Source organism: Streptomyces spiroverticillatus, assembly GCA_014650415.1.
Classification (GTDB): Bacteria; Actinomycetota; Actinomycetes; order Streptomycetales; family Streptomycetaceae; genus Streptomyces; species Streptomyces spiroverticillatus.
This window is the reverse complement of sequence record BMUX01000024.1, coordinates 49,424-70,077: the sequence shown is the minus strand read 5'-3', so window position 1 is coordinate 70,077 and position 20,654 is coordinate 49,424. Positions and strand designations below refer to the sequence as shown.

Below are 20,654 nucleotides of genomic sequence, written 5' to 3'. Positions count from 1 at the left end.
ACTCATCGGAAGCCGGCGCAGCTGTACCGGTCCGAAGAGAAGGCGCAGGTGTTGGGGTCGGCCGTGTCTTCGCCGATGAGGTAGCGGTAGAGCCATTCGGCGAAGCTCATGTCCCGTGAACTCCGCCATGCTGATCGTCGGCCCCGTCTTACCGACCACGCTCAAGAACGCCCGCATGCGCTCCAGTGTTGAGACGCCGGATGCATGTGCATGCAGCTCTTCACCAGGTCGTCCACACGGAAGTAGCTCTTCTCCAGCCGCCTGGCCTCCGCCTCCAGGACGGAGATGTCCTCCGGCTCCCCGCTCGCTCCCGAGCGGACCTCAAGTGCCTTGTTGATCAGTGGGACCCAGGCTGCTTGCCGCTTCATCGCCCTACCGCCCTCAGGGAAGAAGAATGCCGTTCCCGGCCGTACACGGCATCATGATCGTGCCCCCGATACAGCCAACGGTCCAGAGGACGAACGCGCCGAAACAGCCGGGGCGTGCTCCTCGAACTCCTACCGCAGCCAGGACGGGCCCTGGTCCCCTCCGTATCGAGCGGCTGCGCTCGGTCATACCAACAGGACGCCCGGGCTGGGCGCAGCCACTTCACCACCAGTTCGGCTCGGTGAACGGGCTCTCGCCGAGAATCCAGCCTGAGCAAGACCGCGCCGACGTGGATCGTCACAACGAGGTGGTGCGTGTCCGTACGTTGGCACACGAGCATGCACGTGTGCACAGAACGTGCCTGACCGGCCGGGGCAGGCGCGTGTCACGGAACGCTGTGCGCCAGAGCCCTCCACCCCGGGCACACTGCCCAGCACTCCCTTCGGCACCGGGGTCACCCGGATCATGCAGGAGCCGGCACCGCGTTCCTCAGGCAGGGCGGAACGCCTGGAGGAACAGGGTGTTCGCCGTCCTGGTACCGGTCTTCAGGGCGGGGAGCACGGCCGCACTGATCGCGGTCAGCCCGGCCAGGGCCGGGAGCCGCTTCCAGACCTGCTGGTGGAGTACCCAGCGGCGCAGGACGGCGGCGGGGCATCCGTCAGGGTCTGTGACCGGAAGGTCGGCGGGCAGCGCGTGGAGTTCGGCGGGCGCACCGCCCACGTAGTGGGCCAGGGCGGAGAAGACGAGCCGGCCGCCGGGGCGGAGTGCCGTCGCGGCCGCGGGGAGCATACGGTGCGGGTCGGTGAAGTCCACGGCGCCGACGACGCTGTACAGGACGTCGTACGAGGCAGGTTGGGACGTCAGGTGCTCGGTCACCTCGGCGTGGACGAGGTGCAGGCGCGGCGCGAGGCGGGCGAACGAGGTGACGGCCTGGGCGGGGGAGGCGTCGACGGCATCCACCTGGGCCGCCGGGTAGGGGACGGCCAGGTGTGCAGCCTGTTGGGCGGCGCCGGAGCTGGCTCAGGCGGTGAGCAGTTCGGCGATCTCATGGGCGAGCTCCGGCCCGAGCGAGCCCCAGCCGTCCTTGTAGCCGTACACACTCCCCAGGGTGCGGGCGTCGTAGTCGCCGTTCAGGATGTCTATGTCGTTGGGGGTGATGAGCGACGGGTGGGGGACACCGACGGCGCCCGAGACCCTCAGCAACTCCCTGCGCAGGGTGCGCAGGTACGTTGCGGCCCGGATGCCCTTCGAGGGCGCGTCGATGCCGCGCGTCAGCCACGGGTTCTGGGTGGTGATACCGGTGGGGCACTTGTCGGTGTGGCACTTCTGGGCCTGGATGCAGCCGATGGACAGCATCGCCTCACGGCCCACGTTGATCATGTCGACGCCGAGGGCGAACGCGACGACGGCGTTCTCGGGCAGGCCGAGCTTGCCGGAGCCGATGAAGGTGATGCCGTCGGTCAGGCCCCGCTCGGCGAACACGCCGTAGACGCGGGAGAAGCCCACGCGGAACGGCAGGGACACCGAGTCGGCGAAGATCAGGGGAGCCGCCCCGGTGCCGCCCTCGCCACCGTCGACGGTCACGAAGTCGACCCCTCGCTCACCCCGCTCCATCAGCGTGGCGAGTTCCTCCCAGAATTCCATCTCGCCGACGGCGCTCTTGATCCCGACCGGCAATCCAGTCTCCCTGGCCAGCAGTTCCACGAAGTCGAGCATCGAGTCCACGTCGTGGAACGCGGTGTGCCGCGACGGCGAAGCGCAGTCCTCGCCCGCGGGAATGTCGCGGATCCGGGCAATCTCGTCGCTCACCTTCGCGCCGGGCAGCATGCCGCCGAGCCCCGGCTTCGCGCCCTGCGAGAGCTTGATCTCGATCGCCTTGACGGGCGCGCCCGCGACCATGGACTTGAGCTTGTCGAGGTTGAACGTCCCGTCCTCGTTGCGGCAGCCGAAGTACGACGTACCGATCTGGAGGACAAGGTCCGCGCCGCCCAGGTGGTAGGGCGACAGGCCGCCCTCGCCGGTGTTCTGCATCGTCCCGGCCAGCGCCGCGCCCTTGTTGAGCGCCGTGACGGCCGCTCCGGACAGCGAGCCGAAGCTCATCGCCGAAAGGTTGATGACGCTCGCCGGGCGGAACGCCTTCGCGCGGCCGCGCGGTCCGCCGAGCACCTTGGCCGAGGGCAACGCCGCTTGCGGGTCGCTCAGATCGGGCAGCGCATCGGCGAACGTACGCTGCTTCACGTATGCGTGACCCTGCTCGTGCTCGACGTCGTTGTCGGTGCCGAACCCGAAGTAGTTGTTCTCCCCCTTCGCCGACGCGTAGATCCAGCTGCGCTGGTCACGGCTGAAGGGACGCTCCTCGTCGTTGGACGTCACGATGTACTGCCGTAGCTCGGGGCCGATCGTCTCCAGCACGTACCTGGCGTGTCCCACCAGGGGGAAGTTCCTCAGCAGCGCGTGCTTCTTCTGCACGAGGTCGCGGGCGGCCACTAGCGCCAACCCCGTGGCGGCTGCCGCACCTATGCTCCGAGCACGCATCACAAACGTTCCTCTCCTCGACCGGCCGAACTTCACGGTGAGCATCTACCCCGCGCCGCGGGAATACCACGCGATGCCGAAGACCCGGGGGCACCGCCCTCGCGGGAGGCCGCCGCGCGGCGGCCCGTACGGGGTCGGGCCGCGCCGCGGGCGGGTCAGAGCGCCGAGTCGAGGTGCCCGAGGTGCTCGATGAGGTTCATGTTCTCGGCGTAGTCCACCGGGCAGTTGATGATCGACACACCCGGGTCCGCCAGCGCCTCACGGAGCGTCGGCAGCAGATCCCCGGCGGACTCGATGTGGTAGCCCTTCGCGCCGAAGCTGCGGGCGTACTGGACGATGTCCGGGTTGCCGAAGTCGGTGTTGGAGTTTTCCCCGACCTCCAGGTCCATCTTCCACTTGATGAGCCCGTAGCCGTTGTCCTCCCAGATCAGCACGGTCAGCGGAATGTTCTCGCGGACCGCCGTCTCGATCTCCTGGGAGTGCATGAGGAACGAGCCGTCGCCGACCGCCGCCAGCACCTTCGTCTGCGGCCTGGCGAGCTGAACCGCGAGCGCGCCGGGCAGCGAGAAGCCCATGGTGGACAAGCCGTTGGAGATGAGGCAGGTGTTCGGCGCGTACGTCGGGTAGAGCCGGGCCATCCACATCTTCAGCGCGCCGGTGTCGACCAGCACGATGTCGTCGCGACCGAGCGCGGCGCGGGTGTCGGCGATGACGCGCTGCGGGGCGAGCGGGTAGCGCTCGTCCGCGGCGCCCTGCTCGAGTTCCTTGGCCAGCAGCGCGCGGGTGGCCATGGTGTCCTCGTCGTCGATGGTCCAGCGCAGGCCGTCGAGTTCGGTGGCGAGGGCGTCGAGGGAGGCGGAGATGTCGCCGATGATGCCGACGTCGACCGAGTAGCTGTCGTCCACCTCCGCCGGGAAGCGGTGGATGTGGATGATCTTCTTGTCACCGTCCGGGTTGATCCGGGACGGGTCGAACTCCTGCAGCTCGTAGCCGACTGCGATGACGACGTCGGCCTTCTCGAACCCGAAGTTGGTGTAGTCGCGCCGCATGAATCCGAACGTGCCGGTCGCGCACGGGTGGTCGTCGGGCAGGACGCCCTTGCCGTGGAAGGTGGTCGCCGTCGACACGTCGAGCGCGGTGGCGAACCCTGCCAGCGACTCCTCGGCGCCGCCGCGCGCCGCGCCGTGTCCGGCGAGGATCACCGGCCGGCGGGCCTCCCGCAGCAGCTCCGCCGCTCGCTTGATCTGCTTCGGGGACGGCGCCTCGGGCTGCACGACGTTCCTGCGCAGCGGGCGCAGGTCCGAGCCGTCCGTCGCCTCGTCGACGTCCTCGGGCACGGCGAGGTAGACGGCGCCGGGCCGCTCGGACTCCGCGGTCTTGAACGCGCGCCGCACTATCTCGGGGATGGCCCGGGTGGCCGGGACCTCCGCCGACCACTTCGTGACCGGGGCGAACATGCTCACCAGGTCCACAAACTGGTGGGACTCCTTGTAGTTGCGCTCCTTGCCGACCTGCGCCGTGATCGCGACGACGGGCGTGCTGTTCGTCATGGCGTCGGCGACGCCCAGCATCAGGTTGATCGCGCCGGGCCCCAGCGTCGCGGACATCACACCCGCCGAGCCGGTGAGCCGGCCGTGCATCTCCGCCATGAAAGACGCGGCCTGCTCGTGCCGGGTGAGGATGTAGCGGATCTTCTCCGAGCGGGCGAGGGCGTTGGTGAAACGGATGTTCTCCTCGCCGGGTATGCCGAACACCACCTCGACGCCCTCGTTCTCCAGGCAGCGAACCAGGAGTTCGGCCGCTCCGTCGGGTGTCTGCTTCCGGTGCTCGGCGTTGCTCACGCTGATCGTGTCCTCTCCTGAGTTTTGGCCGCGCCGATGGGCGGCCCGGTCAGCCGTCTACCCCGGCCGGCCGCCCGGACGCCTGCGGACCGGGGCTACGAGAAGCTCAGTTGGACCCGGAACGCGCCGTCCGGGCCTTCGGCGCCACGAACAAGCCCTGGTGGGAGATGGGGTGTGGGGCTGGACTGGGGTGTTGCAGGTTGAGTGAGAACGGTCTGGGGTGGTCACCGGCCTCTTCGGCCCGGCCGCCTGCCCGGCACCGTCACCAGCTTCCCCGGCTCGCCCCCGCCAGAAAAGCCCTGCCGCCGTGCTCGTCGCTTGCTCCATCGCCCTGTTCGTCATCGCCGCGCTGTTCGAGATCGCAGGGGTTTGGCTGGTCTGGCAGGGCCTCCGCGAACACAAGGGCTGGATCTGGATCTGCGCCGACGTCATCGCGCTCGGGCTGTATGGCTTTGTCGCTCCGCTCCAGGCGGACGGAAATTTCGGGCGCATCCTCGCCGCGTACGGCGGAATTTTCGTCGCCGGGTCGATCGCCTGGGGCATGGTCGCCAACGGCTACCGCCCCGACCGCTACGACATTACCAGCGCCGTCATCTGCTCATCGGCATGGGCGTCCTCATGTATGCCCCGCGCGGCAACTGAGCGGCGCTCGGGGCCTCTCGCCCTCGCGGCCTGGGCCAGGCATCAGTCGACGTAGACGTGAACGTTCGGCCAGGTCATAGGGACCGTAGAGGCCGGCGCGGGGAACGCCTCGGGACAACCCGACTCCACGGCCTTCAAGGATGCCATCACCGCCCTGGGGCGTGCGGACCCGTTCTTCCAGCTGCTGTGCCTGCCCGACCTCGTACGGCCGAAGTTCACCGACCCGAGGACGGCGCACCACACCGGCGTGAACGCGGTGTACGACGAGGCTGCCCGGGTGTGCGCCGCCAAGCTGGCCTTCCTCATCGTCGACCCGCCGCCCGACGTCGTCGACATCGGGACGGCCGTCGCCTGGAAGACGAGCACGCTGCGCATCCGGTCGTCCCACGCCGGGGCCTGGTTCCCGAACATCAGGGTCGACGACCCGCTCCAGCCGGGCAGGATCGTCTCGCACCCGCCGTCGGGAGCTGTCGCGGGCGTCATCGCCAGGACCGACGGCCAGGTCGGCGTCTGGCAGTCCCCGGCGGGAACCGACGCCTACCTGGCCGGTGTGTACGGGCCTGCGGTCGAGGTCTCCGACGACGAACACGGCCTGGTCAACCCGCTCGGCGTCCACGTCATCCGGCGCTTCCCGCTCTACCAGACCGTCGCGTACGGCTCGCGCACCGTGGACGGGGCCGACGCGTTGTCCAGCGAGTGGAAGTACATCGCGGTGCGGCGGACCGAGGACTACATCCGGCGCTCGCTAGCGGAGTCCCTGCGCTGGGCGGTGCACCGGGGCAACGGCGAGGAACTCTGGTCCCAACTGCGCCTGAACTGCACCGCTTTCCTGCACGGCCCTCGCCGATCTGCCGCCCGCCCGCCGGCCCACAGGCGGCACCTGGTGGCCCGGATGCCGTCATCAGGGGCGTCCGGTGAAGGGTCTGCACCCACGACGAATGGGCCCGCAACACCTTCCGCATACAAGCGAGATGCCAGTCACCGCTGCTTGAGCAGCGCCCCTGAGCGGTGCAGGACGGAGCGGACTTCCCGCGAGACGGTGTCGTCGCCGAGGAGTTCGTTGTGGTCGAGGCAACCGGCGGGGTGGTTCACGGCGCCGGTCAAGGGGACGCTGTTGTCGGGGTTGATGACCTCGTCGCAGTTCGACCACCAGGTGGAGTACGTGACGTCCCCGGGTGTTTCGTCGCCCTCGGCGAGGCGTTTCTGGACGTACGAACCGGGAGTCATGTCGCGGCACGCCTGGTCCCACAGGGCGCACGCCCAGGCGGTGGAGGTGCCGTGGTTGGGACCGGCGAGGGAGATCCAACGCGCCACGGACGACTGACCGGCGGGGTCGAACTTGGTGTACCAGCGGGTGACGAGACTGCCGAAGGAGTGGGCCACGAGATCGACACGGCCCGCTCCGGTCCGCCGCTTGACGCTCTCGACGTACGCCGCGAGTTCGCCGGACAGGACCTCGTTGACCGACCGGTGGGTGTCGTAGCCGAAGGAGAAGAGCTCCCCCTCGGTGTACCCGTCCGCCTTGAGGTCCTCGCGCAGGGCACCCCACACGCCGGCATCGGCGTTGTAGCCGTGCACGAAGACGATGGGGACATGCGCGGAATCCGTACGCCGAGTGGGTGTCTGCGCGTGGACGGTGGCGGCGGAGAGGAGCAGGGACACCAGGACGGCCAGCAGCGGAACGCCGATCCTGCCGCCGAACGCGGAACCGAGCTTCAGCACACTTCCCCCTAGGACCTGTTACGCACGAGTAGTCGGAAGCAGGGTGGGGCCTGCGGGCGCGGATTGCCAGTCCCGTGAGCCGTCTCCTTGCCGTCCGTCTGTACCGGGGGCAGGCCGCGAAGGCGGAGTCGGCGAACAGGGCCCTGACTCGCGGGTCGGGCAGCTGCCGTCGAGCCACGACACCACTGAGCCGAATTCCGCGCCGAACCTGCCGCCCTCGTTCTCGTCGCACCTGCCGGACCGTGCCTGTTACCCGCCGGTCCGAGAGTTCCCGTCAGCCTGGTCCGCGGTGTGCAGGGCTCGCGCCAGCCATCTCAGTTCGTCGGTCGCGTCGGGAAACGCGTTCTGCCCGCGCAGGCGGGCGACGAGCCTGCGGTAGCGCTCCGCTCCTGCCTCGATTCCGGCCTCCAGGCTACGCAGTACGGCTGCCCGGTCGGCGTCACCGAACAGCTCGGACAGCACCTCGGCCGCCGCGGGCCCCTCGGGAGCGAGCCCGCGACGTCTGGCATCCGCGACGGTCCGCACGACCTGTCTGGCCCACCAGATGGACGCTCCGGGGGGACAACTCCAACCGGGTACGGGAGTGTTGAGCTCCATCCAGATGCGCAAGCGGGTGCGAAATCCCGGGTCCCGTACCAGCTCGGCGAGCTCGATCCAGGCGTCGACCTGCTCAGGTGTGGGATCGTCGGGCAGGGTGATGCTGAGGTTGCGCAGGCGGTCGCCCAGCTGCGGGTCGACGGTGAGACCGCCGAACACCTCCTCCTTGAACTCGTCGATGATCTGCGTGCGTTCGACTGCCGACAGCCGTGCCAACCGGTTCATCATCGCTGTCTCCTCAGCGGTCGAACCACGCTTCGACACGGTGGACAGGACGGCCCGGCTCACCTTCAGGGCGCGGATCTGCGCGTCGATCGCAGCCACATGAGCGTCGGCGACCTCGGCGACCGTGGTGCGGCCGCTCACGACGCGGCATACATCGTCGAGCCCGAGGCCCAGCTCCCGCAGGGTGCGGACCAGCTCGACCCGGGCCACGGACCCGGCGTCGTACAGCCGGTATCCGCTCGCGGAGCGGGACACGGGTGGCACTGCCCCCTCGTCCGACCAGAAACGCAAGGTGCGCACCGACAGGCCGGTGCGGTCGGCGAGTTGACCGATGGTGAGCGCATGAGGGTGTTCGTCGTCCATGGGGGGATCCTGGACCCTCCAGCCGCTGGAGACTCAAGGCGCCCCCGGCCACGGAAACCCCCAGGACCCATCTCCTCGTCCGGCGCGGCCTCTACACAGCGGTGCCGCCACCGTCCTCGACGGCGTCCGGGACGACCGTCTGCACGTCCTTCGTCACGGCGGCGCGGGAGAACTCCCGCGATCCGGGCCAGACTGCCGTCGCGCGCACGGGGACGGGCGCGTCCGTGGCGTCCGTCACGGGAACTTCGCACGCGAAGACACCGTTTCCCGCACCGGTGCGCGAGGTGCAGGTCCGCGTACTGGCATCGCTGAAGTGCACCGTCACGTATACGGTGACGCCTGCGATACCGGGTGCTGCGACAGGGCTCTCCGGCTTGAGGAATCCGGCGACATCGACCCGTCCGTCGAGGACCAGCCACTCCGCCCGGAACTCCCGGAACGCGGAGGCACGCACCTCGTCGGGGAAGGACGAGACAGGAGCGGCGGCCTCGTTACCGGGCACCGCTGCTGACTCGGGCAGCGGCGCGGCAACGGCCGGAAGAACGGTGGCGCCGCAGAGGGTGGCAGCACTCGCCAGGAGAACCAGCTTGCTCCGAAGGGCAGTTGAACGACAAAGGCGCACGAGGGTCTCGATTCTGTATGCCGCCCCGAACGGGGCTGTGCCCTCTACTCATGTCCGTGCCGAAGCGTCGCTAGCGCATTGCCCTGCCGCATTCGCCCCGATGGACGTACAGGGGCTTCAGCTCTGCGCGGGCTGCGCAACAGTTTCCGTGCGCAGCCCGGTGGCCAGGCATCGGGTGACCGTCGCCCTCGCGGGCCCGCCCTCGGACATGGACCGCGGCCGGATCCTTGGGACCCTCCCGCTGTCCGCCGTCAGGACGTCCAGACCACGGACAGCAAGGTGATCCGCCGGGTGATCGGGTTGCACAGCACCACCAGAGTGCCCCAGGTCCCGAACCACGCCTGCCGGGTGAGCCCGTCGTCCTCCCCGTACGGCACGGTGTGCGCATACGGGTCGGCCTCCAGGCGGTCGAAGAGGTCGAGGGCGGCGTGGCGGGCGTCCTCCGGGAGCCCGGAGAGCTGATCGACGGTGTGCGGGCTGTAGACGAACGACCAGCTCACGCAGCGCCACGCCCCTGCCTCGCCGCACGGGCCTGGTCCCGCCATCCTTCGAGGACCCCGGCGGAGTCGTCGTCGTGCTGAAGCGCGGCAGGCAGCTCCTCGCCGACCGCCGCTGCGGCCCGCAGGCTCTCAATGGCGGGTTTCGCGGCTTCGAGCGCGGACACGTGCCGCACCCACCGGTCGAGGACGGCGGGCAGGTCGGGCAGAGGGGTGAGGTTGATGTCCCGCAGGAACTGCATGCGCTGGTCGGGGACGCCCAAGGCGTGGGCGATCCCGTCGATGGTCCACTCCTGGCTGCTCACCCTGGCATCCTCCCCGCGCTCACTGTCCCCTCGAGCGTAGCCGGAACAAGGGGTCGTCCACAGCGGATCGCGGCCGGCGGCCGGGCCCGCGTTCGGCCACGAACGCCTCAGCCGGTGTGGAGGATCTCCCCGTCGCGGGAGAACGGATGATCTCGGCGTTCCTCGTCGGGCAGCTGACGTGTTCCGCGAAGGTTCGTTGGGCCCTGGAAACAGGACTTTGGCCCCGCCTGGATGAGCGATCAAAGGGTGTCCACTGAAGGTGCGGGGACGGAACCTTGGAGAGGTGAGCATCCATGACAGCCATTGCTGAAGCGCCGGCCGGTGAGCGGGCGTGGGACGGTTTCAAGGGCGGCCTGTGGCGGGACGCGATCGACGTCCGTGACTTCATCCAGTGCAACTACACCCCCTACGAGGGAGACGCTTCCTTCCTCGCGGGCCCCACCGCGCGCACGACGGCCGTCTGGGACAGACTCCTGGCACTGTTCCCGCAGGAGATCGCCCGGGGCATCCTCGACGTGGACGTGTCGACACCGTCCCGCATCGACGCCTTCGGCCCCGGATACATCGACCAGGACCTCGACCTGATCGTCGGCCTGCAGACCGACGCCCCGCTGAAGCGCGCCATCATGCCCAACGGCGGCTGGCGCATGGTGGAGTCCTCGCTGAGGGACTACGGGTACGAGCCCGACCCCCGGACCAAGGAGATCTACACCCGGCTGCGCAAGACGCACAACGCGGGCACCTTCGACGCCTACACCCCCGAGATCCGCGCCTGCCGCACCTCCGGCATCATCACCGGCCTCCCCGACGCCTACGGCCGCGGCCGCATCATCGGCGACTACCGGCGCGTCGCCCTCTACGGCGTGGACCGCCTCATCGAGGCGAAGGAGGCGGAGAAGGCGCGGCTGGGCGAGGCGTGGGCGACGGAGTCCGTCATCCGTGACCGCGAGGAGATCTCCGAGCAGATCAAGGCGCTGAACGAGCTGAAGACGATGGCGGCCTCCTACAGCTGCGACGTCTCCCGCCCCGCCGCCACCGGCCGCGAGGCGATCCAATGGACCTACTTCGCCTACCTGGCCGCCGTGAAGGAGCAGAACGGCGCGGCCATGTCGCTGGGCCGCACCTCCACGTTCGTCGACATCTACCTCCAGCGGGACATCGACGCCGGCCTCATCACCGAGGAACAGGCGCAGGAGTTCGTCGACGACTTCGTCATCAAGCTGCGCATCGTGCGCTTCCTGCGCACCGAGGACTTCAACCAGGGCTTCTCCGGCGACCCGACGTGGGTGACGGAGTCGATCGGCGGCATCGGTGAGGACGGCCGGCCGCTGGTGACCCGCTCCTCGTTCCGCTACCTGCAGACCCTCTACAACCTGGGCCCCGCCCCCGAGCCGAACCTCACCGTCTTCTGGTCGCCGCGGCTTCCCCAGGGGTTCAAGGACTTCGCGTCCCAGGTGGCCATCGACACCTCCGCCCTGCAGTTCGAGTCCGACGAACTGATGCGCCCCAAGTACGGGGACGACACGGCCATCGCGTGCTGTGTGTCACCGTCGGCGACCGGCAAGCAGATGCAGTTCTTCGGCGCCCGCGTCAACGTCGCCAAGGCGCTGCTGTACGCGATCAACGGCGGCCGCGACGAGAAGACCGGACAGGTGGTCGCCGAGGGGTTCGAGCCGCTCACCGACGAGGTCCTCGACTACGAGACGGTGGCCCGCCAGTACGACGCGCTGCTCGACTGGCTCGCCAAGACCTACGTGCACGCGATGAACGTCATCCACTACATGCACGACAAGTACGCCTACGAGCGCATCGAGATGGCCCTGCACGACTACAACCCCCTGCGCACGATGGCCTTCGGCGCCGCGGGCCTGTCCGTCGCGGCCGACTCGCTCTCGGCGATCAAGCACGCCAAGGTCCGCCCGGTGCGCGACGCGAGCGGCCTGGCCGTCGACTTCGAGATCGAGGGCGACTACCCGGCCTACGGGAACAACGACGACCGCGCCGACGACATCGCGGTGCGCATCGTGCACGACTTCATGGAGAAGCTCCGCAGGTACCCCACCTACCGCGACGCGGTGCACACCCAGTCGATCCTGACGATCACCTCGAACGTCGTCTACGGCAAGAAGACCGGCAACACCCCCGACGGCCGCCGTGCGGGCGAGCCCTTCGCGCCCGGCGCCAACCCGATGAACGGCCGGGACCGGCACGGCTACATCGCCTCCTCGATGTCCGTCGCGAAGCTCCCGTACGACGACGCCGAGGACGGCATCTCGCTCACCAACACCGTCACTCCCGACGCTCTGGGCCGGACTCCGCAGGAGCGCGTCGCCAACCTGTCCGGCGTCCTCGACGGCTACATGGAGACGGGCGGCTTCCACATGAACGTCAACGTGCTCGACAAGAAGATGCTCGAAGACGCCATGGAGCACCCGGAGAACTACCCGCAGCTGACCATCCGGGTCTCCGGCTACGCGGTCAACTTCGTGCGCCTCACCCGCGAGCAGCAGCTCGACGTCATCAACCGCACCTTCCACACCGTCCTGTAGGGCGCGGGCCGCCGGGCGCGTCTCGCCGGGCACCGGGTGCGGGGCCGTTGTGCGTTCTGCTTTCTGGACGACAGGCTCCGTGCCCGGTCCACGGGCACGTCAGCCGCGTGCGGGTCCGCATCCGGGCCGTCGGCCACCCGGCGACGGCTGGTCCCGGCCGGTGGACAGCCGGTGGGCCTTGTCACGTCTGGTGGGTGAGGTGTGCGTAGACGACGACGTTTCCCAGGTACCGGCGTGCCTTCTTGTCGTAACCGCCGCCGCAGGTGATCAGGCGCAGTTGCGGGGTGGATGAGGGCCCGTAGACCTGGGTGTCGGGGAAGTCGTCGATCGGGTGGACCTCGACCGCGTCGACGGTGAAGATGCCGGTGATGCCGTCGGTGCGCGGGATGTGGATGGTGTCCCCCTTGTGGAGGGCGCCCAGGGCGTAGAAGGCGGCGGGGCCGGTGGCGGTGTCGACGTGACCGGCGAGGATCGCGGTGCCGATGCTGCCGGGAGGCGTGCCGTCCTGGTACCAGCCCGCGAGATTGCGGTCGCTGTCCGGGGGCGCGGCCAGTTGTCCGTCCTGGTCCGTGGCCAGGCCCATGAGCGGAGCGTCCACGGCGATCGTGGGGATGATCACCCGCGTCGGTGGTGCGGGCGGCAGGGGCGGATGCGCACTGGTTGCGTCGTCGGCCTGCGCGGGGCGGGAGAGCAGGGCTTGTGCGGCACCGGGCTGCGGCGGTGGGCCCGCGGGCTCGATTCCGCTCAGCAGCGGCATGGCCCAGCACAGGAGGAGGACCGCCGTGACGGTCTGCGCGGCGCGGCTGACGCGTGCACGGAATTCCCGGGGCGCGTCCTGCATGGGGTGAGTCCTCTCGTCCACGGCGAGCCCGTCGAATGCGGAGGGAGAGAGCCGGGTGGCCGGGCCCGGGCAGGTGGGGGCGCGGGACCCGGCCACTGGCGGTTCTCTGCCGAGGAGAAGGTCAGCCGCGGTCGTCGCCGCGGCGTCGGCCCGCCACCAGGACACAGGCCGCCAGCACACCGGCCGCGCCGATGCCGAGGACGGTCTGGGTGTTGTCGCTTTCGCTGGTGCCGCCGACGCCGGTGTGCATGGCGCCACGGGGGTGGGTCTGCTTCTTCGACGGGTCCATCGTGGTGTCGCCGCAGATCCGCTGTGCCTCGGAGGCGGTGGAGTCGGCCTTCTGCTTGAGCTGGTCGACGTTGTCCTGCTCGGCCTTGCCCGGGTGCCCGCCGGCGTCGATCTGCTTCTGGTAGTCGGAGACGGCTGCCTTGTACGCGGACTCCGCTTCCATGGCGGCCGCGGTGGCCGGGTCGCACTGGGTGTCGGCCGCCGAGGCCGTCGGGGCGGCGAACAGCAGAGCGGTGGTGGCGAGGGCGGTGCCGGCGGCTATCTTCAGCGAACGCATCAGGAGTCCTCCAGAAACAGCGGCGACGGCACACCATGCGCCACCGGTGAACCGCTGTGCTCACGACGTAAACCGCTCTCCGGGCTTCCCGCAGGCCCGCATCCGGTTGAAATGCCCCGATCGGGGAGGTCGTCGGCGCCAGCAACACAGGTCAGCGGTGTCCCGAGCGCCCACGATGTGAGGCGCACCCCATTGCTCTGATCGTGCGCCACCCCTGCCGGCGGAGACTGCCGGTGATTCAGCCCGGCCTGACCACCGCGGTGTGGACGGCACCCAGTTTTCCCGGGGAGATCCGCAGTTTCAGGGTGGCTCCCGCAGCGACCAGTTGCACCGTCGGGTCCAGGGAAACGACGGCGGAGACGGGGCGGTCCCACGTGAGGTCGATGGTGGCGCCGTCGCGCAGGGGACCGGACACGCAGACCGTGGCCGTCCGTTCCGCCTCACGGATCGTCACCGAGGCCGGGGCGCCGACGGTGATGCCGCCCACGCTGCCCGGGTTCCAGAAGTTGACTCCGGTGAATCCGCGCGACGGCACGCGTACACCCTGGTGGTCGTCGGTGTTGGCGAGGAGGCTCAGCCATCCGTTGTCCGCGGCGCGAGCCGCCGTCTGCGCCGGGCTCGCACCGGGCATCAGCAGGTAGGCGTACGTGTCCCCGGCGGGGGCCGTGCCGTGGTCGAACCAGAGGGCGAGGTAGCGCCGGGTGATGGGGTCGGGGGAAGCGCCCTGGTTGATGTCCGACCACGCGCCGGTACGCGCATGGCGCAGAGCCTTGAGCGAGGCAGGTGCCCCGCCGGGGAAGACGTAACCCGCATGCCCCGCCAGATGGGCCCACCGCGCCCCGCCGAGAGGGGCGCTCCAACCGAGCCCGCCGGGCTGGGCCCGGCCGTCGACGGTGAAGGCATGGACGCCGGCCAGCCCCAGGTTGCGGTTCTCCACCACCGATTCGACGGTCGCGCCGTCACGCGCGTGGATGCCTGCTCCCAGGCAGACGACCGTGTCGTCGAGCAGGAACCAGGACTTCTTGGCGAGCAGAGTGGAGGACAGCCCCTTGAGGTACTGGCCGACGGAGGCGTACGTGCCGTCGGTCGTTCCGCCGACCCAGCGGACGTCGGGCCTGGCCGCTCCCCAGGCGCCGCCTTCGGCATCGGCGAGCGGCTTGCGGGAAGCGGTGGTGCCGGGCAGGCGGTAGGGGTCCACCGTCGCCCAGAAGTCGTCGCTGTACTGGCCGTTGGCGAAGTCGTCCCCCCACCAGTAGAGCATTCCGGAACCACTGTGCCAGCCGCGCAGGTTCTCGCCGTTGCCGTTCTCGTAGTACGTGATCCGCCGGGAGGCCATGGAGAGGCAGGCCGCCCAGCCCGCGCTCCGGTGCACGGCCCGGTCCATGCCCGGGAAGAGCCGGTGGCCGACCGGTTCCGGGATCGCCGTGGCATCGCCGGCGGCCACCTCGGCCAGGCGGGCGAGGGCGGCTATGCCCAGCCCGGGCGCGGTGAGGGCCGGGGTGTAGTACTGACGGGAGATCCAGCCCTTGACCATGCCGCGCCAGCGGCTCTGCTCCGCGGCGGAAGCGCTGCGGGCCAGCAGCGCGATGCACGCGAGGATCGACTGGCCGCGGAGCTGGTCGTCCTGGCGGACACCGCCGACGGCCGCCTTCGCACCACGGCTCACGGCCCTTCCGGAGACGGCGTCCATGGCCAGCCCGTTGAAGAGGAACGGTGCGTACGCCTTGTCCACCGAGTCGAAGACGATCTGCCGGTTGCCGTCCTTCACCTCCCACGCCGACCCTTCGAGAAGCGCGAACAGCAGTGACAGTCCGCCGAGCATCACCGATCCGTACGATCCCGCGTACGGGACCCAGGTGTGCTGGACGAAGCTGCCGTCGGCGTACAGCCCGTCCCCGTTCGTGACGTACGGAAAGACCGGAGAGAGCGCGTCACGTGCGAGCGCGAGCTTGGCGGCCGAGGAGCCGACGACTCCGCGCAGGGCCAGCACGCGACACAGATCGACGCGGTTGGCGCCGGTGGACGTGCCGGTGTACTGCGCGACAGCGCTGTCGGGTACGAAGTGGTCGACGGCGGCACAGTGTTGTGCGATGCGGTCGGCACCGAGGTGCTCGTGGAGCAGGACGTCGATGTCGAGCAGTGCCTGCGGGGCGCCGATCTGCCAGCTGTACCAGTTGCCGTACCGGGTCTGCCCCGCGTGGTAGACCTCGTCGTGGAGGTGGTCGAGGCCTGCCAGGATGTCGTCGCGCAGGCCGGTGTCGCCGGTGAGACCGGTGCCGGGCTGGGCATGGGCCTCGGCGAGGGTGCGCAGCCTGGAGTAGCTGGTCTGGAGATTGCCCGAGTACGTGTACGACTCCGGATCCGTGTCCGGGTCCGGGTCGGCGAAGGGCAGATCGGGCCAGAGCGAACCGGTCGCGCGGGCCATGGCGGAACGCAGGTCGCGCGCGGTGGCGCCGAGTGCGGCAAGCCGGGAGGCGAAAGGTTCGGCGGTCGGAGTGAAGCCCGAACCGAGAATCAGGGCACGCCACTTGGGGACGAGTGCGCCCGGTACGTCGGCGGCTGCTGCCGATGCGGCGGGCGGGGTGCCCAGGGGGCCGACGGCAAGGGCGGCGCCGACAGCGGCGGCGCGCAGCAGACCGCGGCGGGACATCGGGGAAGCGGAGACGGCAGGAAGCATGAGCGAAGGCACCTCGGGGGAAAGGGGCTGTCGTGAAACCTGGAACCGCGCGTGGTTGTGCGATTTCTTTCATGCAATTGCCGGACGCGTCAATGTGTTGTTCTGTTCTCTCTTATTTGATCGATTGATCGAAACGTTCCAAGAAACACCAGTCGTCGGGGCTACGGTGGCGCCGTCCCCGGTGAAGACGGTGGCGCCGTGGGCGGTTCCCGTCGGGCGGACAGGAGCCCGGGACGTACGGGCCCGGCCCGCCCGGGAGCGGCTTGGCCGCAGCGGCAACCACGTGAAGGCGCCGCCACCACGGGCAAGCAGCGCGAGGGAGAGAGCAGAAGGGGGCGGGCACGAGGACGCAGCCGTCAGGCGGCGTGTTCCCGGAACAGTCCGCAGGGGGGGGGCGGGGAAGACGGTGGCGAACGCCTTGACCGGTCGTCAGGTGCGGTGCGGTCAGCGGTCCTGGCGGAAGCGGTGGGTGGCCGGATCGTAGGCGGGAGCCGGGAAGCGTCGCCGGTGAGCTGGGGCCTCGCCTTCGGAGCGGCGGCCGTGGCGATGGCCGTCAGTCTGGTGGTCTTCGCCTCCAGCGGCTCGCTGCGCGGCGTCGACGACCGGCCGGGCCACCCCCTGACCGCCGACGAGCGGAACAGGGTCCTGCGACTGACGGCGCTGACCGTGGGCCCGGCCGTCCTCGCGGCGGGGCTGGCCGGAGCTGCCGGCGTTCTCACCCTCCCTCGCGTGCTCGGCGCCTTCGCCGTCCTCGCGCTGGCGGTTCCGGTCGCCTACTTCGTCAAGCTGTTCCGCCTGCGCGACCTGGACACGCGGGCCCGCGCGGGGGATCCGCGCCTATGCGTGGCTGTTCGTCGCCGCCGTCTTCTTCTGGTGCATCTTCGACCAGGCCGCGTCCAGCGTGCAGCTCTTCGCCGACGCCCACGTCGACATGCTCGGCATGCCCTCGACCTGGCAGGCAGTGCTCAACCCGATCATGATCGTGCTCTTCGCCGGGGTGATGGCGGCGGTGTGGCGGCGCGTGGAGGTCTCGGCCCCGGCGAAGTTCGCCGCCGGACTCGTCCTGTGCGGAGCCTCCTTCCTGCTGCTGTCCCTGGCGGCCGCCAGGGCGGACGGCGACACGCGGGTGTCGCTGCTGTGGATCGTGGGCCTCTACCTGTTGCAGACCCTGGGCGAGCTCTTCCTGAGCCCCACCGGCCTGTCGCTCAGTCACAAACTGGCACCGCCGGGAATGGGCGCCCAGCTCGCCGGGCTTTTCTTCCTCACCGTCTCCACCGGAGACGTCATCGGCGGCCAGATCGCCTCGCACCTCAGCGGCGCGCCGCTCTACCTGGGCCTCGGAGCCGCAGCGGTCCTGGCCGGACTCGCCATGGCCGTGGCGACCCCCCGGGTGCGCGCGCTGATCGGGGCGTGAGCGGATGCGGCACTCCTGCGCTTCCGCCCCGGCAGCCGGTGACGAGCGACTCGGTCGCTGTGCCCCCTGCACACGGGTCCACCGGCCCGTGCGCACGCGACGCGGGGCAACCGACGTCGGCGGAATGCCGAACTCGCGCCGTCTGGGTCTCCTTCTTCTCATCTGCGGGTTTCTCGGCACGCTGGCCTCCGCGGTCCTCATGTACGACCGGGTGAGGACCCTCGCCGATCCCGCCTTCGCCCCGGGCTGCGACATCAACTCCGTACTGAGCTGCGGCGACGTGATGGACAGCTGGCAGGGAAACCTCCTCGGGTTCCCCAACATGCTTCTGGGCGTCGCCGGATTCGCGGCCCTCGCCGCGTTGGGACTGGTCCTCGGCGCGGGCGGCGTGCTCCCCCGCTCCGTGTGGCTGCTCCTCCAGGCAGGGGTCACGGCGGCCTTCGGTTTCGTCCTCTGGCTCATCACGCAGTGCCTGTACGTCCTCGGTGCCCTCTGCCCCTGGTGCATGCTGATCTGGGCGGTCGTCATCCCCCTCTTCTGATACGTGAGCCGACACGTCCTGCCACTGCCACGTGCGCTGCGGTCGCTTCCGCACTGGCTGGTGCCGCTCGTGCTGTACGGGGTCGTGGTGATCCTGATCCTCACGCACTTCGGCGCACGCCTCTTCTGAGCACGGTGCCCTCACCCCGCCCGTCACCGTCCCGGCCGCTGCCGCTGTGGCGCTGCTCAACAGCGGGACGGGGCGGCTTCCCGGCACGTCATTCCGTACTGCGAACGGTGCGGACGTCGAAGGGAGCGTGAGTGGTGAAGCCTTCCGTGATGTGCTCGCGGAGTTGTTGGGCCTTGTAGGCGGCGGCCACGTCGTCGTGGAACTCCTCAAGGAGTGCGCCGAGCGCGGCGGCCGGGCCCTCCAGGCCGATCCGGTCCAGTGCCCGGGCGGTGCGGTCGTGGATTTCGTAGTCGAGGTCGGCCATACGATTGCCCGCCCGGTCGCGTTCGGCGAGCTGATCGGGGTCGGTGGCGGTGCGCAGCCGACTGGCGATTTCCGCCATGGCCTCTCGTTCGTCGACCAGCGGGTAGAGGGGAGCGAACAGGTCGTACAGCTTCTGAGGGGAGGGCAGCGCCACAGGGTTCGACACGAGGGACTCCTGACAGGGAGAGGGGCGACAGCCTCCGGGGAAAGGACCTTTCACCTACTGGCCGTTGGCGGAGAAGTGCTGGTAGTCGGGGTGGTTCCAGCGGCCGCCCCAGTACCAGCCGACGCGTGCCATCGCGGTGGTGACCGCGTCGCCGCGCCGGATCATTCCCTTCACGGGACGGTCGCGGCGCAGGTGGCGGCGTCCGGCGGCGGGGTGGACCGTACCGTAGGCGTCGACGTAGGGGTTTTCGACGGTGTTGATGTCGAGGGCGTCGCCGTAGGAGTGGCGGGAGAGCTTGGCGGGATTGCCGGTGACGCGGCGGCAGTTGAAGGCGGACGTGTTGTCGTCGGCCATGGCGGCTTCGTCGTTGCCGCGGTATGCGGCCATGACCCGCATCTTGCGGATGGGGAAGCGGGCGTGGAACATCGCGCCGAACACGTGGGTGACGTCCTTGACGACGCGTCGGTGGACGATGAGTTCCCCGCGGTGCAGGCGCCCGTCGAAGCCCCAGTGGTTCATGCTCAGCAGTCGCAGGTCCCGTGCGGGTACCGGGCATCCGGGGCGGTGGGTGAATCGCAGCTTGGCCGACGGCACGGCGGAGACCACCAGGTTGAGCGAGGGGGCCGCGGCGGATCGGGCGTCATGCGGCCGGGCCGCCGAGGAGGTTCCCGCCGCGGGCACGGTGGCCATGAGCGCGAGCGGCAGTGCCAGGGCGACGAGGCGCAGTCTGATCTTCACCAGCGCAACGTAAAGGCAAGATGATCATCACGGAGTCTTGGACACGATGTGCCGTGCGCGGCAGACGCCGTTCGGCTCAGCGTGTACTGCGGGGCACCCCGGGTCCGGGCGGCGCCACCGGTCCGGGGGACGTTGGTGGGCAGTTCGTCCTTGTGGTGGGTGATGCCCGCCCGGGCAGGTTCGCGCGCTCGGCGACGATGTCGGGGGCCGGGGTGCCGTGTCCCGCCGACGGAGGTCCGGCCCGTGTGCTCTCAGGGGATCTGTCGTCTGCGGTGCTGTCGGCGCAGCAGGCCGACTGCGAGCAGTGATCCTCCCGCGGCCAGGCGGAGAGAGTCGCCGAGGGAGGGGACGTACGGGCCCGGTATCCGGATGTCGACGGGCGTTGCGTGACTGGCCTCGGTGGGCACGTCGGCGAGCGCCAGCCAGCCGGTGGCGCCCGCGATCTTCTTCTCGATGCGGAGCCGGACGACGGTTCCGTAGACCTCGACGAAGGCAGGGCATCTGCTGATGTCTTCCCTCGGCAGCACGGGCGGCGAACAGTAACCGGAGTCGGTCTGGCCGTCCTCGGGCCGGTAGGGCACGTAGCTGAATCCGTCGGGGATGGTGAGGATCTGTTCCCGGACCCCGCCTCCTTCCGCCCCCGGCGGATAGGCCGTGGGAGCGGGAGGGCCGCCGGGAACGACGGGGTCGGGAATCTCGACCTCGATGACCTGGCCGACCTCGCCTCTCAGGGTGAGCGGAGCCACCGCGATGCTGCCTTCTCCGGAGTCGGCAGGCAGAGCTGTGGCTGGTGCCGCTGACCTGGTCAGACCGGGAGCGAGACACAGCAGTACCGCAGTGAGCACGGTGAGGGAGGCTGTGGAGCGGTGTGCCGGGCAACGGGGCTCTCCGCTGTGCGTCTTCAGGTGCCGAGTGGGCATGGAACTCCTCCCTGGGTGTGGTCCGTGGTCGACACCGGGTGCCCCACGGACCCTACGGGGAGGCTCTGCCCGCGCCGGTGGCCGGTACTTCCCGGT

The 20,654-nt window shown here is 69.8% G+C and carries 20 protein-coding genes and 1 pseudogene; 5 read left to right on the top strand and 16 right to left on the bottom strand.

The features are described 5' to 3' along the window. Nucleotides 1–161: 161 nt before the first annotated feature. The 4 genes from IE269_RS38105 to IE269_RS38090 all read right to left on the bottom strand — a co-directional run bounded on the left by IE269_RS38105 (nt 162) and on the right by IE269_RS38090 (nt 4,742). The gene (locus tag IE269_RS38105; protein WP_189827901.1) at nt 162–368 is read right to left on the bottom strand and encodes a hypothetical protein; all 207 of its coding nucleotides are present in this window, start codon (nt 366–368) and stop codon (nt 162–164) included. Nucleotides 369–855: 487 nt separating this feature from the next. Continuing rightward, nucleotides 856–1,326 carry a methyltransferase domain-containing protein gene (locus tag IE269_RS38100; protein WP_229898469.1) on the bottom strand — a complete coding sequence of 157 codons (471 nt, stop codon included), beginning with the start codon at nt 1,324–1,326 and terminating at the stop codon, nt 856–858. A 60-nt stretch (nt 1,327–1,386) separates the two neighbouring features. Continuing rightward, the gene (locus IE269_RS38095) at nt 1,387–2,901 is read right to left on the bottom strand and encodes an FMN-binding glutamate synthase family protein (protein WP_189827900.1); all 1,515 of its coding nucleotides are present in this window, start codon (nt 2,899–2,901) and stop codon (nt 1,387–1,389) included. A gap of 155 nt (nt 2,902–3,056) precedes the next feature. Beyond that, a complete protein-coding gene (locus IE269_RS38090) occupies nt 3,057–4,742 on the bottom strand; it encodes an acetolactate synthase large subunit (protein ID WP_189827899.1) in 1,686 nt (561 codons plus the stop codon). A gap of 307 nt (nt 4,743–5,049) precedes the next feature. Between IE269_RS38090 and IE269_RS38085 the strand changes: the two are divergent. Then, a pseudogene (locus IE269_RS38085) lies at nt 5,050–5,384 on the top strand (YnfA family protein). Between the two features lie 42 nt (nt 5,385–5,426). Here the strand turns inward: IE269_RS38085 and IE269_RS38080 are convergent. From IE269_RS38080 to IE269_RS38055, 6 genes are all read right to left on the bottom strand, one after another. Further along, nucleotides 5,427–5,867 carry a hypothetical protein gene (locus IE269_RS38080; protein WP_189827898.1) on the bottom strand — a complete coding sequence of 147 codons (441 nt, stop codon included), beginning with the start codon at nt 5,865–5,867 and terminating at the stop codon, nt 5,427–5,429. A gap of 495 nt (nt 5,868–6,362) precedes the next feature. Next, the gene (locus tag IE269_RS38075) at nt 6,363–7,106 is read right to left on the bottom strand and encodes an esterase/lipase family protein (RefSeq protein ID WP_229898468.1); all 744 of its coding nucleotides are present in this window, start codon (nt 7,104–7,106) and stop codon (nt 6,363–6,365) included. A 249-nt stretch (nt 7,107–7,355) separates the two neighbouring features. Next, entirely contained in the window at nt 7,356–8,291 is a 936-nt protein-coding gene (locus IE269_RS38070; RefSeq protein WP_189827897.1) for a helix-turn-helix domain-containing protein, read from the bottom strand. 91 nt (nt 8,292–8,382) lie between these two features. Next, nucleotides 8,383–8,793: a hypothetical protein gene (locus IE269_RS38065; protein WP_189827896.1), complete on the bottom strand. Its 411-nt coding sequence runs from the start codon at nt 8,791–8,793 to the stop codon at nt 8,383–8,385. 371 nt (nt 8,794–9,164) lie between these two features. Then, nucleotides 9,165–9,413: a hypothetical protein gene (locus IE269_RS38060; RefSeq protein WP_189827895.1), complete on the bottom strand. Its 249-nt coding sequence runs from the start codon at nt 9,411–9,413 to the stop codon at nt 9,165–9,167. Continuing rightward, nucleotides 9,410–9,715 carry a hypothetical protein gene (locus IE269_RS38055; RefSeq protein ID WP_189827894.1) on the bottom strand — a complete coding sequence of 102 codons (306 nt, stop codon included), beginning with the start codon at nt 9,713–9,715 and terminating at the stop codon, nt 9,410–9,412. Before IE269_RS38055 ends, IE269_RS38060 begins: the two co-directional genes overlap by 4 nt. A gap of 293 nt (nt 9,716–10,008) precedes the next feature. Between IE269_RS38055 and pflB the strand changes: the two genes are divergently transcribed. Further along, nucleotides 10,009–12,264 carry a formate C-acetyltransferase gene (gene pflB / locus IE269_RS38050; protein WP_189827893.1) on the top strand — a complete coding sequence of 752 codons (2,256 nt, stop codon included), beginning with the start codon at nt 10,009–10,011 and terminating at the stop codon, nt 12,262–12,264. 181 nt (nt 12,265–12,445) lie between these two features. On the opposite strand, the gene IE269_RS38045 is transcribed toward pflB, so the two are convergent. From IE269_RS38045 to IE269_RS38035, 3 genes are all read right to left on the bottom strand, one after another. Next, the gene (locus tag IE269_RS38045) at nt 12,446–13,105 is read right to left on the bottom strand and encodes a class F sortase (protein ID WP_229898467.1); all 660 of its coding nucleotides are present in this window, start codon (nt 13,103–13,105) and stop codon (nt 12,446–12,448) included. A 121-nt stretch (nt 13,106–13,226) separates the two neighbouring features. Next, on the bottom strand, nt 13,227–13,670 hold the full coding sequence (locus IE269_RS38040) for a hypothetical protein (protein ID WP_189827892.1): 444 nt from the start codon (nt 13,668–13,670) through the stop codon (nt 13,227–13,229). Between the two features lie 238 nt (nt 13,671–13,908). Then, nucleotides 13,909–16,320: a polysaccharide lyase 8 family protein gene (locus tag IE269_RS38035; protein ID WP_189827891.1), complete on the bottom strand. Its 2,412-nt coding sequence runs from the start codon at nt 16,318–16,320 to the stop codon at nt 13,909–13,911. 730 nt (nt 16,321–17,050) lie between these two features. Here IE269_RS38035 and IE269_RS38030 point away from each other — a divergent pair. The 3 genes from IE269_RS38030 (at nt 17,051) to IE269_RS43490 (ending at nt 18,431) form a co-directional block, all read left to right on the top strand. Further along, on the top strand, nt 17,051–17,761 hold the full coding sequence (locus tag IE269_RS38030; RefSeq protein ID WP_189827926.1) for an oligopeptide:H+ symporter: 711 nt from the start codon (nt 17,051–17,053) through the stop codon (nt 17,759–17,761). Nucleotides 17,762–17,885: 124 nt separating this feature from the next. Further along, complete coding sequence (locus IE269_RS38025) at nt 17,886–18,302, top strand: vitamin K epoxide reductase family protein (RefSeq protein WP_189827890.1); 417 nt, start codon at nt 17,886–17,888, stop codon at nt 18,300–18,302. 3 nt (nt 18,303–18,305) lie between these two features. After that, nucleotides 18,306–18,431: a hypothetical protein gene (locus IE269_RS43490; protein WP_268253643.1), complete on the top strand. Its 126-nt coding sequence runs from the start codon at nt 18,306–18,308 to the stop codon at nt 18,429–18,431. An 88-nt stretch (nt 18,432–18,519) separates the two neighbouring features. Here IE269_RS43490 and IE269_RS38020 read toward each other — a convergent pair whose 3' ends face one another. From IE269_RS38020 to IE269_RS38010, 3 genes are all read right to left on the bottom strand, one after another. Continuing rightward, nucleotides 18,520–18,900 carry a hypothetical protein gene (locus IE269_RS38020; protein WP_189827889.1) on the bottom strand — a complete coding sequence of 127 codons (381 nt, stop codon included), beginning with the start codon at nt 18,898–18,900 and terminating at the stop codon, nt 18,520–18,522. Between the two features lie 54 nt (nt 18,901–18,954). Beyond that, a complete protein-coding gene (locus IE269_RS38015; protein WP_229898466.1) occupies nt 18,955–19,638 on the bottom strand; it encodes a M15 family metallopeptidase in 684 nt (227 codons plus the stop codon). 251 nt (nt 19,639–19,889) lie between these two features. Further along, complete coding sequence (locus IE269_RS38010) at nt 19,890–20,384, bottom strand: hypothetical protein (RefSeq protein ID WP_189827888.1); 495 nt, start codon at nt 20,382–20,384, stop codon at nt 19,890–19,892. Between the last annotated feature and the right edge of the window lie 270 nt (nt 20,385–20,654).